We start from the raw sequence: 15,144 nt of genomic DNA, 5'->3' as shown, positions 1-15,144 counted from the left end.
GCATGACTGGGGCGGTCGGAGAGAGCGTCACCGCGGCGACAGCGATCCTACGAACCGCTCGAAGAGATACAGGCTGTCCTGCGGCCCCGGCGACGCCTCGGGGTGATATTGCACGCTGAACGCCGGCCGGTCGGTCAGCTCCAGTCCCGCATTCGATCCGTCGAACAGCGAGACGTGCGTTTCGCGGACGTTGGCGGGCAGCGAGTCCCGCTCGACCGCGAAGCCGTGGTTCATGCTGGTGATCTCGACGACGCCGTCGGCGAGCCGCTTGACCGGATGGTTGGCGCCGCGGTGGCCCTGGAACATCTTGGTCGTCGTCGCGCCGACCGCCAGGCCGAGCAACTGGTGGCCGAGGCAGATGCCGAACAGCGGCTTGCCGGTGTCGAGCAACTGGCGGATCACCGGCACCGCATAGGTCCCGGTCGCGGCGGGATCGCCGGGGCCGTTCGACAGGAAGATGCCGTCGGGGTCGAGCGCCATCACCTGCTCGAACGTCGCCTCGGCCGGCAGCACGCTGACCTTGGCACCGGCGCGGACGAGATTGCGGAAGATGTTGTGCTTGCTGCCATAGTCGATCGCGACGACGTGCGGACGCGCCCCCGCATCGCTGCCGCCATAGCCGAAGCCCAACCGCCAGACGCCGCCTTCGCGGCTCTCGCCCCAGGCGTAATGCGCCTCGGTCGACACCGTCTTGGCGAGATCCATCCCCTCGAGCCCCGGCCAGCCGCGCGCCATCTCGAGCAGCGCGGGCAGGTCAAAGTCGCCGCTCGCCGAATGGGCGACGACGCCGTTGGGGGCGCCGCCGGCGCGGATGCGGCGGGTCAGCGCGCGCGTGTCGATCCCGGCGAGGCCGATGCGCGTATGCCGCTTCATCCAGCCGTCGAGCCGCTCGACCGCGCGAAAGTTCGACGGCGCGGTCACGTCCTCGCGCACGATCATGCCGAGCGCATGCGGCGCATCCGCCTCGATATCGTCGGGGTTGGCGCCGACGTTGCCGATGTGCGGGAAGGTGAAGGTGATGATCTGCCCGGCGAAGGACGGATCGGTCATGATCTCCTGATAGCCCGTCATCGCGGTGTGGAAACACACCTCGCCGACCGCGGCCCCCTCCGCACCGAAGCCGCGGCCCCAGGCCACCTCACCGGTGGCGAGGACCAGAACACCCGTCGCGCCGTCAGGCTTCGCAGGCATGGCAATGGGCTTGGCGTCGGCCATGGCTTGGCGGGCACTCCTACAGATTTCGTCTATGTCGCTAAGAGGCGCCCGCTAGCCCCCCGCCCCCGTCAGGTCAACCGGTTCACGAAGGAGCGTTCCTCCGCTAGGTTTGTCCGCTTCACCGCCATCTTCGAGAGCTTCCCCATGATTCGCGACGACATCAAGGCCGCCCAGGTCACCGCCATGAAGGCGGGCGACAAGGAAACCCGCAGCGCGATCAGCCTGATCCAGGCCGCGATCAAGAACCGCGACATCGAGCTGCGCACCAGCGGCACCACGCCCGACGACGATGCCGTGGTGGTCGAGGTGCTGCAGAAGATGGTCAAGCAGCGCCGCGAATCGATCGCCATGTACGAAAGCGGCGGCCGTCAGGAGCTGGCCGAGGCGGAGAAGGCCGAGGTCGCGGTGATCGAACGCTTCCTGCCGGCGCAGATGAGCGAGGCGGACACCGTCGCCGCGATCGAGGCGATCAAGGCCGAGCTCGGCGCGAGCGGTATGAAGGACATGGGCAAGGTCATGGCGGAGCTGAAGGCGCGCCACGCCGCGAGCCTCGACATGAGCAAGGCGAGCGGGCTGGTGAAGGCGGCGCTGTCATAAGGGGGCTTTGCTTCCAACCCTTTTCCTTTCCGTCTTGCGTCGTCCGGGCGCAGGCGGGGACGACGAGGGGCGCAGGATGAAGCCTCCCCGATCGGGCAGTTCCGGCGGCTGTCACGGGCGCCGGCCCGTCCGCCCGTCAAAGCCTCCTTTTCCGATCAAACGCGCCCTTGCCGAATGGCGCCCCAGCGCGCATGGTAAAATCACGGCATGAGTCTTTCGCCGGCCTTTCTGGACGAACTGCGTGCCCGCACGTCGCTGTCCGCGCTGATCGGCAAGACGACCAAGCTGCAGAAGGCCGGGCGCGAGATGCGCGGCTGCTGCCCGTTCCATAACGAGAAGACGCCCAGCTTCTACGTCAACGACGACAAGGGCTTCTATCATTGCTTCGGCTGTTCGGCGCATGGCGATGCGATCCGCTGGATGACCGATCAGCGCGGCCTCCCCTTCATCGACGCGGTCAAGGAACTGGCGCAGGCCGCCGGCATGGAGATGCCGGCACAGGATCGCGCCTCTGCCGCCAAGGCGGAGCGGGCGAAGGGCCTGCACGAGGCGATGGAGGATGCCGCCGCCTGGTTCACCGAGCAGCTCCATGGCATCGCCGGCGCCGAGGCGCGCGCGGTGCTCGCCAGGCGCGGCATCTCGGCGGAGACCGCGCGGGCCTTCGGCATGGGCTTCTCGCCCGACAGCCGCGGCAAGCTGCGCGCCGCGCTCAAGGACTATGGCGACGCCGCGCTGATCGAATGCGGCCTGCTGATCCAGGTCGACGGCAAGGAACCCTATGACCGGTTCCGCGGCCGACTGATGATCCCGATCCGCGACGCGCGCGGCCGGGTGATCGCCTTCGGCGGCCGCGTCATCGGCGAGGGCGAGCCCAAATATCTCAACTCGCCCGACACGCCGCTCTTCGACAAGGGGCGCACGCTCTACAATCTCGACCGCGCCGCGCCCGCCGCGCGCAAGTCGGCACGCATCCTCGTCGTCGAAGGCTATATGGACGTGATCGCGCTGGCGCAGGCGGGGATCGGCGATGCGGTGGCGCCGCTCGGCACCGCCTTGACCGAGGCGCAGCTCGAACGTCTGTGGCGGATCAGCGACGTGCCGATCCTCTGCCTCGACGGCGACAGCGCCGGACAGAAAGCGGCGCTGCGCGCGGCGCATCGCGCGATGCCGATGCTCGGCAACGGTCGCAGCCTCGCCTTCGTCACCCTGCCCGAGGGGCAGGACCCCGACGACCTCGTCCGCGGCGGTGGCCGCGCGGCGATGGAGGCGCTGCTCCAGCAGCCGCAGCCGCTGGTCGATCGCCTCTGGCAGAGCGAGGTCGCCGCGGGCGCGCTCGACACGCCCGAGCAGCGCGCCGGGCTCAAGCAGCGGCTGCACGAGCTCGCCGCGACGATCGCCGACGGATCGGTGCGCAAGGAATATGAAAGCGACTTCAAGAACCGCTTCTACGAACATTTCGCCCCGAAACGCCGCGCCTTCACCCCCGCCGCGCCGCGCGCGCAGGGCAAGCGCGGTGCCGACGGCCAGTGGAAGCCGCCGATCGCCCCGCCGACCGAGGATGCCAAGGCCTTCCACGCCGCCGGCATCGACCGCGTGCTCGCCAAGGCGATCCTCGCCGGGCTGATCCGCCACCCGGTCGAGATCGCGCGGCATATGGAGGTGCTCGGCAGCCTCAAGCTGATCGACGGCGCGCTCGGCCGGCTGTTCGAGGCGGTGGTCGACGTCGCGCTGGAGGATCAGGCGCTTGATAGCGCGCGCCTGCGCACCATATTGGCGAAGTCCGGTTTCGATGCGATCGCGAGCGATCTGCTGAGGGCCGATACGATGCCCTATTCGTTCACGCAGAGCGGCGGCGACCCCGCCCGCGCCCGTGCCGACCTCGACGAAGCGATCGCCATCATGGTGGCGCGCCCCGAAGTGGACATGGCGCTCGGTGAAGCGACCGCCTCGATGCAGGCGCACTTCACCGCCGAGGCGTTCGAACGGCAAGTGGCGTTGGTGAAAGAGAAACAGGGCTTGGAGCTTCGACTTGCAAATCTGGTGCAGTCGAACGAAGACGCCCGATCGTTTGGATCCGAGGGTAATTGATGGCGAAGGTTAACGGTAGCGGTGGCGATGAGGGTGCGGACGTGACCGACGCGCCGCTGATCGACCTCAATGACGCCGATATCAAGAAGCTGGTCGCCCGCGCCAAGAAGCGCGGCTACATCACTTACGACCAGCTCAACGAGGCGCTGCCCCAGGATCAGATGTCGTCCGATCAGCTCGAGGACATCATGTCCGCGCTGAACGAGATGGGCGTCAACATCGTCGAGAATGAGGAAGCCGGCGAGGACGGCGAGGACAAGGAGCCGGCCGAGGACGACGAGGCCGAGCCCGTCGAGGCCGATGGCGACGGCTCCGCCGCGCCCGCGCTCGAGACCAAGAAGAAAGAGACCGTCGATCGCACCGACGACCCGGTCCGCATGTACCTGCGCGAGATGGGCGCGGTCGAGCTGCTCAGCCGCGAGGGCGAGATCGCCATCGCCAAGCGGATCGAGGCGGGTCGCGACACGATGATCCTCGGCCTGTGCGAATCGCCGATCACCTTCAACGCGATCATCGACTGGTCGACGCAGCTCAACGAAGGCACGATGCAGCTGCGCGAGATCCTCGATCTCGATGCGATGCTGTCCAAGGGTCCGTCGGCCGAGCAGGTCGAGGGGGCCGAGGACGACGAATCCGGCGAGATCAGCGAGAAGACCGCCGGCGCCAGTTTCAAGGACGAGGAAGAGCCCGAGGAGCCGTCCGCGGACGACGATGACGAATCGGGTGAGCCGCGCGCGCCGCGTCCCTCGGACGACGAGGATGAGGACAATACGCTCAGCCTCGCGCAGATGGAGGAGACGCTCAAGCCGCAGGCGCTCGAGCGGTTCGCCAACATCACCGCGCTCTACAAGAAGTTCAGCAAGATCCAGCAGGCGCGGCTCGACGCGATGCAGGCGGGCGGCGAGCTTTCGGCGGCGGACGAGCGCAAATACCAGAAGCTGCGCGAGGAACTCACCGCCGAGGTGGAGAGCGTCCAGTTCCACAACGCCAAGATCGAATATCTTGTCGATCAGCTCTACGCGTTCAACCGCCGGTTGACCGCACTGGGCGGGCAGATGCTGCGCCTCGCCGAACGGCACAAGGTCAGCCGCAAGGACTTCCTCGACCGCTACGTCGGCCACGAGATGGACGACACCTGGCTGCAGACGGTCGGCAAGCTCGACAAGAAATGGGCGAACTTCGCCAATAACGAAGCCGACGCGGTTGACCGCATCCGCGGCGAGATCAGCGAGATCTCGCAGCAGACCGGCATGGCGCTCACCGAATTCCGCCGCATCGTCAACATGGTGCAGAAGGCGGAGCGCGAAGCGCGCATCGCCAAGAAGGAGATGGTCGAGGCGAACCTGCGCCTCGTCATCTCGATCGCCAAGAAATACACCAATCGCGGCCTGCAATTCCTGGATCTGATCCAGGAGGGCAATATCGGCCTGATGAAGGCGGTGGATAAGTTCGAATATCGCCGCGGTTACAAATTCTCGACCTATGCGACCTGGTGGATCCGGCAGGCGATCACCCGCTCGATCGCCGATCAGGCGCGCACCATCCGTATCCCGGTGCATATGATCGAGACGATCAACAAGCTGGTCCGCACCAGCCGCCAGTTCCTCCACGAACAGGGTCGCGAGCCCACGCCGGAGGAAATGGCGGAGCGCCTGAGCATGCCGCTCGAGAAGGTGCGCAAGGTGATGAAGATCGCCAAGGAGCCGATCAGCCTCGAGACGCCGATCGGCGACGAGGAGGATTCGCATCTCGGCGACTTCATCGAGGACAAGAATGCGGTGATCCCGGTCGACGCCGCGATCCAGGCCAACCTCAAGGAGACGGTGACGCGGGTGCTCGCCTCGCTGACCCCGCGCGAGGAGCGCGTGCTGCGCATGCGCTTCGGCATCGGCATGAACACCGATCATACGCTCGAAGAGGTCGGCCAGCAGTTCAGCGTGACGCGCGAGCGCATCCGCCAGATCGAGGCGAAGGCGCTGCGCAAGCTCAAGCATCCGAGTCGCAGCCGCAAGATGCGCTCCTTCCTCGACCAGTAAGCCGACAGGGGCCGCCGGAGACGATCCGGCGGCCCCTTCGCTATCGGCTCGCGCGGGCAAATCACCGCCGCGTGAAATACGCTATTGATAGGCGTTCGCAAGACGGGCTATAGGACCGGCATGGCCGGCACGACCCGCTCCCTATGCTGATGAAGGCGACCCCGCCCTGCCCCACGCCCGCGGCGTCAAAGGCGCGCTGGCCGATGGTGCTGCGCTGCCTCACCGCGCTGATCGGCGGCTATGCGGCGACGGCGGGGCTTTCGGCGCTGTCGGCGCGGCTGCTGCCGATCGACCGGGCGGAGGCGACCGGCTGGGCGCTGATCCTGTCGATCCTGCTCTATCCGGTGATCGCCCTGTGGTGCTTCCACGAGCCGCGGCTCGGCCGCATTCTCGCCGGCGTGTGGGGCAGCGCCCTGCTCTGCGCCGCGCTGCTCTGGTGGCTCGGAGTGCGCGCGTGAACGGCTCGCTCCGGCGCAACATGGCGTGGATCCACGGCTGGCTCGGCCTCGTCGCCGGCTGGCTGCTGTTCGCGATGTTCCTGACCGGCACGGCGAGCTATTTCCGCCCCGAAATCACCCGCTGGATGCAGCCAGAGGTCGATGCGCATGCCGTCCCGGCCGGGGTCGCGGCGACCAGCGCGGTCCGCTATCTGCAATCGGTCGGTCCCGAGGACGAAGCCTGGTACCTCTCGCTGCCGACCGACCGCGAGCCGGTCACCCGCGTCTTCATCACGCCCAATGCCAAGGCCGCCGACACGGGCCACAATCGCCCCAACGAATTGTCGCTCGACGGCGTGACGGGCCAGCCGGTGCACGGCCGCGAAACCCGCGGCGGCGAGCATTTCTATCGCTTCCACTTCCAGCTGCAATTGCCTTATCCTTGGGGACGTTGGCTCGCCAGCCTGTGCGCGCTGTTCATGCTGGGTGCGATCATCTCGGGCGTGGTGACGCACAAGCGCATCTTCGCCGACTTCTTCACGCTGCGCTGGAACAAGGGGCAGCGCAGCTGGCTTGACGCGCACAACGTCTCGGCGGTGCTGGCGCTGCCCTATCACGCGGTGATCACCTATACCGGGCTGATCACGCTGGTCGTGATGTACATGCCCTATCCGATCCTCAGCAACTACGCCAAGCCGGCCGATTTCGCGCAGGCGGCCTATCGCTATCCGGCCGAGACGGCGGCGGCGGGCCGCGCCGCGCCGCTGGTGCCGGTCGCGCCGCTGATTGCCGATGCGCAAGCCCGGTGGCACGCGCCGGCGGCGATCGTGACGATCCGCAACCCCAATGACGCCGCCGCGGCGGTGACCATCTACCGCTCGCCCCGCGCCTCGCTCAATGCGCGCGGACCGACGCTGACCTACAGCGGCGCGACCGGGCGGCTGATCGCGGCGAGCGGTGACGCCGGGCCGGCGCTGACCACCGCCGGGGTGATGCTGGGCCTCCACGTCGCGCAATTCGCGCGGCCGGCGTTGCGCTGGACCCTGTTCGGACTCGGGCTGACCGGCGCGGCGATGGTCGGCACCGGGCTGCTGCTGTGGACCGCGGCACGGCGACGCCCCAATGCCGCCCCCTTCTTCGGGTTGCGGCTGGTCGAGCGGCTCAACATCGCGACGATCGTCGGGCTGCCGATCGGCATGGCCGCCTTCCTGCTCGCGAACCGGCTGATCCCCGCCGATCTGCCCGGCCGCGCCGACCGGGAGGTCGCGGCGATGTTCTGGACCTGGGGCGTGGTGGCATTGCTCCAGTTCGCGCGGCCGACGCGTCGCGCCTGGCGCGAGGGCTTCGCCCTCGGCGCGCTCGCCTTCGCCGCGATCCCGCTGGCCAATGCCGTGACGACCGGGCGCGGGCTACCGGGCTCGCTGCTGCGCGACGACACGTTATTCGCTGCCTTCGACCTGGCGATGCTCGCCATCGCCATCCTCTTCGGCGTCGCCAGCTGGCGCGCCGGCCGACCGCCGCGGCCCGCCGCGCGCCGTATCCGCCAGACCGAGACGATCCATGCCTGAGACCATCCTGCTCTCCGCCACCGCCTGGCTGCTCTTCGCCGGCGCCTCGTTCCGCTTCCGCCGCGAGGCGGGTACGGCGAGCCGTGGTGAGCTATGGTTGCTGCGCGGCGGCGCGGCGGCGCTGCTCGCCGTCGCGCTGCTCCATTGCGGCGCCCCGCTGAGCGGCGAACGCTGGGTGCGCGCGCTGACCGGCGCGTCGATCGGCGCGGTGATCGTCGTGCTGGCGCTGTCGGCGCAGCCGATCGCCGCGCTCGCTCCGGCGCGCTGGCTGCTCGCGGCCAAGCGCCGCGCCGCCGCATCGCTCGCCGCGCTGCTGCGCAGCCCGGCCACCGCCGCCGACCGCTGACGCGAAAAGGGCGCGGGAGGAAGCCTCCCACGCCCTTATTTTTCCACCGAACCGACGGATTATTCCGCGGCGACGGTGCCCTTGGCGGGACGCGTGTCGCGACGCTCGGCGATACGCGCCGACTTGCCGGTACGGCCACGCAGATAATAGAGCTTCGCGCGACGCACCGCACCCTTGCGGACGACGTCGATCGAATCGATGTTGGGCGAATAGAGCGGGAAGACGCGCTCGACGCCCTCGCCGAAGCTGATCTTGCGCACGGTGAACGACGAGCCCATGCCCTTGTTCGACCGGGCGATGCACACGCCTTCGTAATTCTGGACGCGGGTCCGCTCGCCTTCGACCACCTTGACGCCGACCTTCAGCGTGTCGCCGGGACGGAATTCGGGGATCGCGCGCTTGGCGGTCAGCTTTTCGATCTGCTCGGCTTCGAGCTGCTGGATCAGGTTCATCGCATCAGTCCTTCTCGTGCCGCGCGCCAGAGGGAGGTCGGACCCGAGCGCCCTCGTGGCGCTCCCACAGATCCGGCCTCCTTAGCCGTGTATCGGTCTCGGCCATCGACTTGCGCCAGGCCGCGATCCTCGCATGATCCCCCGATCGCAGCACTTCGGGGATCGTGCGCCCTTCCCAATCGAATGGTCGGGTATATTGCGGATATTCGAGCAGCCCCGTTTCGAAGCTCTCGTCCACACCGCTTGAAGCCGCGCCCATTACGCCGGGGAGCAGCCGAATGCAAGCATCGAGCAGCACCAGCGCCCCCATCTCGCCACCCGACAGGATATAGTCGCCGATCGACACCTCCTCGATAGCACGGCCGGCGAAGATGCGCTCGTCGAAGCCCTCGAACCGGCCGCACAGGATGATGACGCCGGGACCGCCGGCGATGGCGCGGACCTTGGCCTGGGAGAGCGGCCGCCCCCGCGGCGTCATCGCGAGGATCGGGCGGTCGTCCGCGACGCTGTCGACCGCGGCGGCGAGCACGTCGGCGCGCAGCACCATCCCGGCACCGCCGCCCGCCGGCGTATCGTCGACCGAACGATGCCGATCGGTGGCGAAGTCGCGGATCTGGACCGGATCGCACCGCCACCCCCCTTCGCGCAACGCCCGGCCGGCGAGCGAGACGCCGAGCGGCCCGGGGAACATCTCGGGGTAGAGGGTGAGGATCGTCGCAGCGAAGGTCATTGGGTCCAGTTTTCCACGGAGAGGCCGGGGATATCGGCATAATCCGACACGTTGGCGGTGACGACGGTCAGCCGCAACGCCAGCGCATGCGCGCCGATGAGCCGATCGAACCGGCCGCGGCGGAAGGGTAGTCGCTGATAGGCCTCGGCGGCCGTGGTATCGAACGGCAGCGGCGTGATGAGATCGAAGAACGCACGCATGGCGCGCATCGCATGGCCGTCCGCCGGATCGACGCCCCGCAGCACCTCGGCATAGACGACGGCGGAGGTGACGACCTCACCCAAGGCACATGATTCCGCCCGGTGACGCGCACGGTCCGACAGCGCCTCCAGCAGGTAGATGCAGATGTTCGAGTCGAGCAGGAAACGGGGTGCGACCCGGAGATCAGTCACGCTGCAACAGCGCCCCGGCCCAATCGAGGTCACGCGGCTCCATCATCCGGTCTTCCGGTGCCAAGGGCTTCAATCCTGGACAGGAACCGTAGATGCCGGTCAGGTCGATCTTCTTCCGCACAGGCGGCGCAGCCTCGATCACGAAGGCCCCGCGCTCCTCCCGCAGGATCATCTCGTCCCCTTCCTTCAGACCCAGCGCCTTGGGTAAGCGCAACGCAACCGAATTTCCTGATTTGAACACCTTGGCGCGATATTCGTTAGCCATGCCAATCTCCGTATCTACGGGACGTATATACATGCAGCTGAGCCTTCAAGCGTGACCGACGATTGCATCATCATCGGCGCCGGCCCCGCCGGGCTGACGGCCGCCATCTATCTGGCGCGCTTTCACCTTTCGATCCGGCTGTTCGACAGCGGGTCGAGCCGCGCGGCGATGATCCCGTGCACGCACAATCATGCCGGCTATCCGGACGGCATCGCCGGCAAGGACCTGCTGGGGCTGATGCTCGCCCAGGCGGAGCGTTACGGCGCGCACCGCGAGGAGAAGAAGGTCACCGCGATCGAGCCAGACGGCGAGGATTTCACCATCGTCACCGATCACGGCCGGTATCGCGCGCGCACCGTGCTGCTGGCGACGGGGGTGGTCAATCACCGGCCCAACATCCTGCCGGAGGTGCACGACCCGGCGCTCGAACGCGGCCTGTTCCGCTATTGCCCGATCTGCGACGGCTATGAGGTGACCGACAAGCGCGTCGGCGTGATCGGCACCGGCGACCATGGCATGCGCGAGGCGATCTTCCTGCGCGGCTATAGCCGCGACATCACCCTGATCGCGCCGGACGCCGAGCATCGGCTCGACCCCGCATGCGTCGCCCGGCTCGATGCGGCGGGGATCGCGCGCGTCGCCGGTCCGTGCGGCAATTGGCAGATCGAGGGCAATCGTCTCGCGCTCGATACGGCGGACGGGCGGATGGCGTTCGACAGCGTCTATCCGGCGCTGGGATCGCGTATCCGCTCGCATCTCGCGGTGGCGGCGGGGGCGCGGGCGAATGGCGACGGCTGCCTGGAGGTCGACGATCACCAACGCACCAGCGTGCCGGGGCTGTTCGCGGCGGGGGACGTGGTCAAGGGGCTCGACCAGATCAGCCATGCGATGGGCGAGGCCGGGGTCGCGGCGACGACGATCCGCAACACGCTCGCCGAGCGACAGCCGATCCGGCGGTGATGGCCGGGTCCGCCGCCGGCGGCGTTCCTGCGAGGGTAGCGCGGCGGCTGGGGCGGGTCTTTTGCATATCCGCTGTCCGTGGCGAAGTCAGGCGAGTGGCGTGAGTCCGTCTAGAGGTTCGCCCGACTGGACCCCGGCCTCCGCCGGGATGGGCGGTTGGGAAAGGTGGTGGCCTTGGCCTTGCCCGCGCGAAGGCGAGACCCTTGCACCCTTGGTCATGCCGGACTTGTTCCGGCATCCACGGTTCCGCGGGAGCGTAAGCCGCTAACCTTGCGGAACGGTGGACCCCGGAACACGTCTGGATTGACGGAGCGCTTTGGGCGACGGTGCGCTTCGGGTAACGCCACGTTTGAGTGACCGAACGCCCTAGGCCGCGGCCCGCTTTGGGTGCCGCCGAGCCTCTTCGCAGCGCTCCCGCGAGGCGGCATCCTTGTGGTCTTCACCCGGTAAGCCGTTGTTCTGCTTGGCCACTGGATTTTCGCCTGCGCGGGAATACGGGACGGCTTGGCACGCGGCGCGGGTGTCGCGGCGATCGTGTCAGCCCGCTGACGTGGACAACTTGGACACCTTAACGGAAACGATCCGCTGCGATCGTTTCGATTCCTGCGCTACGAGCGACTCACATTAGAAAGAGCGTGCGCGAGGATAGCCCGTCAGGGGACTATAGGACAGATCGCTCCGGCCGATTGCGCCCGTCACCGCCACCGCGTCATTCGACGAAGTCGGCGGTCACCACCAGCCGGTCTGCGTTCCATTCGGGCACCGCGTCGGCGTTCATCGGCACCATGAAGCGTTTGCCGTCGGGCCGCTCGATCTCGAGCACGTCGCCGGCGCCGAAATTCTCGATCAGCACCACACGGCCCAGCGCGCTGCCGTCGGTCGACACCGCCGGCAGGCCCATCAGATCGGCATGATAATATTCGCCGTCGCCGAGCGGCGGCAGCGCCGAGCGCGGCACGGTCAATTCGGTACCACGCAGCGCCTCGGCGGCGTTGCGGTCGGCGACTTCGGCGAATCGGACGATCAGGCCGTTGTTACCGGCCTGCGCCGATTTGAGCGTCAGCGCGCCCTGGTTGAAGCTCTTGTAGCTGCCGAAATCCTCGGCGAAGACCTTGAGGCGCACCTGGCCGTTGACGCCGTGCGCGCCGATCACCACCGCGAGCGTGACGCTGGGCTCAGCCCGGCGATCCGCCGTCTCCTGCTGGGGCATCATCGTCTCCCTCTGCGGGTTCGGTGGCCGAGACGCCCTGATTGGTGGCGTCGTCGGTCGCCGCCGTGTCGGTCGGTTCGTCGGCGGCGGTACGGGGATCGGGTTCGGCGGCCATGATGCGTCAACTCCTCGGAATGAGAGGCTATCAACGCACCATGGCCGGCTTCGATGCTTACGCCTCGGCAGTCTCGGCGTCGGCGGCAGGCGCCTCTTCGGCCGGGGCGGCGGCGGCGGCGGCGGCGGCCTCTTCCTGCGCCTTCAGCTTCTCGGCCCGCTCCTCGGCGCGCTCGGTCGCCTTCTCGCCCGGCTTGCCCTTGTTGGGGTTGCTGCGCGCGGCGCGCTCACGGATACCGGCGACGTCGAGGAAGCGCGCGACGCGGTCGGTCGGCTGCGCGCCGTTCGACAGCCAGTATTTGGCGCGCTCGGCGTCGAGGACGATGCGGTTCTCGGCGTCCTTGGCGAGCAGCGGATTGTAGTTGCCGATCTTCTCGATGAACTTGCCGTCACGCGGGCTGCGCGCGTCGGCGACGACGATCCGGTAATAGGGACGCTTCTTGGAGCCGCCACGCGACAGGCGAATGCTGAGTGCCATTGTAGATAATCCTTCGTTCTAAGTCGTTTGCGTTGAAGTCTTATTTCTTCTTGAGAAGATTTTCGAAACCGGGCGGAAGCTTGGGCATGCCGTCCTGGCCGCCGCCGAGGCCGGGCAGCCCCTTGGGCAGGCCGCCGCCGGCCTTGTCCATCATGTCGCCGAGCCCGGCGCCGCCGATTGCATTGCCGAGACCACCCATGCCGCCCTTGCCGAGCATCGCCATCATGCCCTTGAGACCACCCATCTTCTTGATCTTCTTCATGGCGGTCGACATTTCCTGGTGCATCTTGAGGAGTTTGTTGACCTCCTGCACCGTCGTGCCCGATCCCTTGGCGATGCGGATCTTGCGCTTGGCGTTGATCAGCTCGGGCTTGGTCCGTTCCTTGACGGTCATCGAGCCGATCATCGCATCCATGTGGATCAGCATCTTGTCGCCGCCGGCGGTGGCGAGCGCGCCCTGCGCCTTCTTCATCCCCGGCATCATGCCGGCGAGCGCGCCGAGGCCGCCCATCCGGCGCATCTGCTGGAGCTGACCGCGCAGGTCGTTCATGTCGAACTGACCCTTGGCGAGCCGCGCGGTCATCCGCTCGGCGTCTTCCTGCTGGATCGATTCAGCGGCGCGCTCGACCAGGCTGACGACGTCGCCCATGCCTAGGATGCGGCCGGCGACGCGGCTGGGATGGAAGGCTTCGAGCGCGTCCATCTTTTCGCCGGTACCGGCGAATTTGATCGGCTTGCCGGTGACGGCGCGCATCGACAGCGCGGCACCGCCGCGCGCGTCGCCGTCCATCCGGGTGAGCACGACGCCGGTCAGCGGCACCTGTTCGGAGAAGTTCTGGGCGACGTTGACCGCGTCCTGCCCGGTCAGCGAGTCGACGACGAGCAGGATCTCCTGCGGCGTGGCGATCTCCGCCACCGCCTTCATCTCGTCCATCAGCGCCTGGTCGACGTGAAGCCGGCCGGCGGTGTCGAGCATCAGCACGTCATAGCCCTGGAGCTTGGCGGCGTGGAGCGCGCGGCGGGCGATGTCGACCGGCTGCTGGCCGGGGACGATCGGCAGCGTCGCCACCTCGACCTGCGTGCCCAAGGTCGCGAGCTGTTCCTGCGCATTGGGGCGATTGACGTCGAGCGACGCCATCAGCACCTTCTTGCGGTCACGCCCGCCGACACCGGCGGCGAGGCGCTTGGCGATCTTGGCGGTGGTCGTCGTCTTGCCCGAGCCCTGCAGGCCGACCATCATCACCACCGCGGGCGGGGTAACGGAGAGGTCCAGCTCCGACGCGTCGGCGCCGAGCATCTCGACCAGCGCGTCGTTGACGATCTTGACGACCTGCTGCCCCGGCGTGACCGAGCGCAGCACGTTCTGGCCGACCGCTTCCTCGGTCACCTTGTCGACGAACTGGCGCGCGACCGGCAGCGCGACGTCGGCCTCGAGCAGCGCGACGCGCACTTCGCGCATCGCCGTCCGCACGTCGGCCTCGGTCAGCGCGCCACGGCCACGCAGGCGGTCGAATACGCCGCCAAGCCGGTCGCTCAGACTGTCGAACATCGCCTCGAAACCCTTATCATGCCACGCAACGCAAAAGACGCCGGCGGGCGAAACCTCGCCGGCCAGCGTGCACCCATGGGCGCTTCATCGATCGCATTCCGTGGAGGAACGTGCATCGCTGTTAGTCGAAAGTGACGATGGAGGCAAGAGTGGCCGCTTGGTCCTACCAGCCGGCATCCGGCCGGGCGAGATAGGCGCGTTCCGCATCGGTCGATTCGCGTCCCAGCGCGGCATTGCGGCTCGGAAAGCGTCCATAGGCTGCGATCACGTCACGATGATCGTGTGCGAAGGCGATGTTATCCGCAAGCCCCAGCGCCTCGAACTTCGTCACCGACAGGTCCTGCTCCGCCAGATCCTCCGCATGCATCAAGGGCATGTAGAGGAAGACGCGCCGTTCGGGCGGATAGCGCCCCTCCCAGCCCCGTCCGATCGCGGTGTGCGTCAATTCGCGCGCAAGGCCGTCCGCCGCATAGGCCTCCGCCGCGCCGCGATGCAGATTGCGCGAGAATTGGTCGAGCAGAATGATCGCCGCCAGCAGCGTATCGGGATCGTCGCGCCAGCCTTCCGCCCGCGCGCGCAGCACGCCATCGCGCATCGCCGCGAAGCGTGCGGCGATCGTCCGGTCGAGGGCGTCGTCCTTGGCGAATTGCTGTTCGCTGGTCAGCCCGAACCAGAAGTCGAGCACCGCCGTCGCCATGTCATGGACT

17 protein-coding genes are annotated in these 15,144 nt (G+C 67.8%); 7 read left to right on the top strand and 10 right to left on the bottom strand.

From position 1 onward, the window contains the following. Positions 1–27: 27 nt before the first annotated feature. Positions 28–1,215, bottom strand: a complete 1,188-nt coding sequence (carA, locus tag PBN85_RS05780; RefSeq protein WP_271300419.1) for a glutamine-hydrolyzing carbamoyl-phosphate synthase small subunit — start codon at positions 1,213–1,215, stop codon at positions 28–30. Between the two features lie 144 nt (positions 1,216–1,359). Here carA and PBN85_RS05775 point away from each other — a divergent pair, with 144 nt between their 5' ends. From PBN85_RS05775 to PBN85_RS05750, 6 genes are all read left to right on the top strand, one after another. After that, on the top strand, positions 1,360–1,812 hold the full coding sequence (locus PBN85_RS05775) for a GatB/YqeY domain-containing protein (RefSeq protein ID WP_271300418.1): 453 nt from the start codon (positions 1,360–1,362) through the stop codon (positions 1,810–1,812). A gap of 207 nt (positions 1,813–2,019) precedes the next feature. Further along, positions 2,020–3,900 carry a DNA primase gene (dnaG, locus tag PBN85_RS05770; protein ID WP_037530154.1) on the top strand — a complete coding sequence of 627 codons (1,881 nt, stop codon included), beginning with the start codon at positions 2,020–2,022 and terminating at the stop codon, positions 3,898–3,900. Then, positions 3,900–5,936, top strand: coding sequence for an RNA polymerase sigma factor RpoD (gene rpoD / locus PBN85_RS05765; protein ID WP_037530151.1), 2,037 nt, complete (start codon positions 3,900–3,902; stop codon positions 5,934–5,936). Before dnaG ends, rpoD begins: the two co-directional genes overlap by 1 nt. A gap of 149 nt (positions 5,937–6,085) precedes the next feature. After that, positions 6,086–6,394, top strand: coding sequence for a hypothetical protein (locus PBN85_RS05760; RefSeq protein WP_271300417.1), 309 nt, complete (start codon positions 6,086–6,088; stop codon positions 6,392–6,394). Further along, positions 6,391–7,941 carry a PepSY-associated TM helix domain-containing protein gene (locus PBN85_RS05755; RefSeq protein ID WP_271300416.1) on the top strand — a complete coding sequence of 517 codons (1,551 nt, stop codon included), beginning with the start codon at positions 6,391–6,393 and terminating at the stop codon, positions 7,939–7,941. The genes PBN85_RS05760 and PBN85_RS05755 overlap by 4 nt, the downstream gene beginning before the upstream one ends. Then, positions 7,934–8,287 (top strand): hypothetical protein, encoded by a 354-nt coding sequence (locus PBN85_RS05750; protein ID WP_037530148.1) that lies wholly within the window; start codon positions 7,934–7,936, stop codon positions 8,285–8,287. The genes PBN85_RS05755 and PBN85_RS05750 overlap by 8 nt, the downstream gene beginning before the upstream one ends. Before the next feature lie 59 nt (positions 8,288–8,346). On the opposite strand, the gene rplS is transcribed toward PBN85_RS05750, so the two are convergent. From rplS to PBN85_RS05730, 4 genes are read right to left on the bottom strand one after another with little or no spacing between them, the layout of a single operon-like run. After that, positions 8,347–8,739 carry a 50S ribosomal protein L19 gene (gene rplS, locus PBN85_RS05745; protein ID WP_037530145.1) on the bottom strand — a complete coding sequence of 131 codons (393 nt, stop codon included), beginning with the start codon at positions 8,737–8,739 and terminating at the stop codon, positions 8,347–8,349. 4 nt (positions 8,740–8,743) lie between these two features. Continuing rightward, on the bottom strand, positions 8,744–9,469 hold the full coding sequence (gene trmD / locus PBN85_RS05740) for a tRNA (guanosine(37)-N1)-methyltransferase TrmD (protein ID WP_271300415.1): 726 nt from the start codon (positions 9,467–9,469) through the stop codon (positions 8,744–8,746). Beyond that, entirely contained in the window at positions 9,466–9,861 is a 396-nt protein-coding gene (locus tag PBN85_RS05735; RefSeq protein WP_037530139.1) for a type II toxin-antitoxin system VapC family toxin, read from the bottom strand. Before PBN85_RS05735 ends, trmD begins: the two co-directional genes overlap by 4 nt. Next, positions 9,854–10,126 (bottom strand): AbrB/MazE/SpoVT family DNA-binding domain-containing protein, encoded by a 273-nt coding sequence (locus tag PBN85_RS05730; protein WP_037530773.1) that lies wholly within the window; start codon positions 10,124–10,126, stop codon positions 9,854–9,856. Before PBN85_RS05730 ends, PBN85_RS05735 begins: the two co-directional genes overlap by 8 nt. Before the next feature lie 51 nt (positions 10,127–10,177). Between PBN85_RS05730 and PBN85_RS05725 the strand changes: the two genes are divergently transcribed. Then, positions 10,178–11,086 carry an NAD(P)/FAD-dependent oxidoreductase gene (locus tag PBN85_RS05725; protein ID WP_051583133.1) on the top strand — a complete coding sequence of 303 codons (909 nt, stop codon included), beginning with the start codon at positions 10,178–10,180 and terminating at the stop codon, positions 11,084–11,086. Positions 11,087–11,795: 709 nt separating this feature from the next. Here PBN85_RS05725 and rimM read toward each other — a convergent pair. From rimM to PBN85_RS05700, 5 genes are all read right to left on the bottom strand, one after another. Continuing rightward, a complete protein-coding gene (rimM, locus tag PBN85_RS05720; protein WP_037530134.1) occupies positions 11,796–12,296 on the bottom strand; it encodes a ribosome maturation factor RimM in 501 nt (166 codons plus the stop codon). After that, entirely contained in the window at positions 12,262–12,411 is a 150-nt protein-coding gene (locus tag PBN85_RS05715; protein ID WP_271300414.1) for a hypothetical protein, read from the bottom strand. The genes rimM and PBN85_RS05715 overlap by 35 nt, the downstream gene beginning before the upstream one ends. A 57-nt stretch (positions 12,412–12,468) precedes the next feature. Continuing rightward, positions 12,469–12,888, bottom strand: a complete 420-nt coding sequence (gene rpsP / locus PBN85_RS05710) for a 30S ribosomal protein S16 (protein WP_037530130.1) — start codon at positions 12,886–12,888, stop codon at positions 12,469–12,471. A gap of 40 nt (positions 12,889–12,928) precedes the next feature. Continuing rightward, a complete protein-coding gene (ffh, locus tag PBN85_RS05705) occupies positions 12,929–14,437 on the bottom strand; it encodes a signal recognition particle protein (protein WP_037530128.1) in 1,509 nt (502 codons plus the stop codon). Positions 14,438–14,600: 163 nt separating this feature from the next. Continuing rightward, a complete protein-coding gene (locus tag PBN85_RS05700) occupies positions 14,601–15,134 on the bottom strand; it encodes a DUF924 family protein (RefSeq protein WP_037530126.1) in 534 nt (177 codons plus the stop codon). Positions 15,135–15,144: the final 10 nt, after the last annotated feature.

The sequence above is a fragment of the Sphingomonas sp. CV7422 genome, assembly GCF_027945725.1.
Lineage (GTDB): Bacteria > Pseudomonadota > Alphaproteobacteria > Sphingomonadales > Sphingomonadaceae > Sphingomonas > Sphingomonas kyungheensis.
Note: the sequence above shows the minus strand (reverse complement) of the source record. Positions and strands in the feature narration are given on the sequence as shown.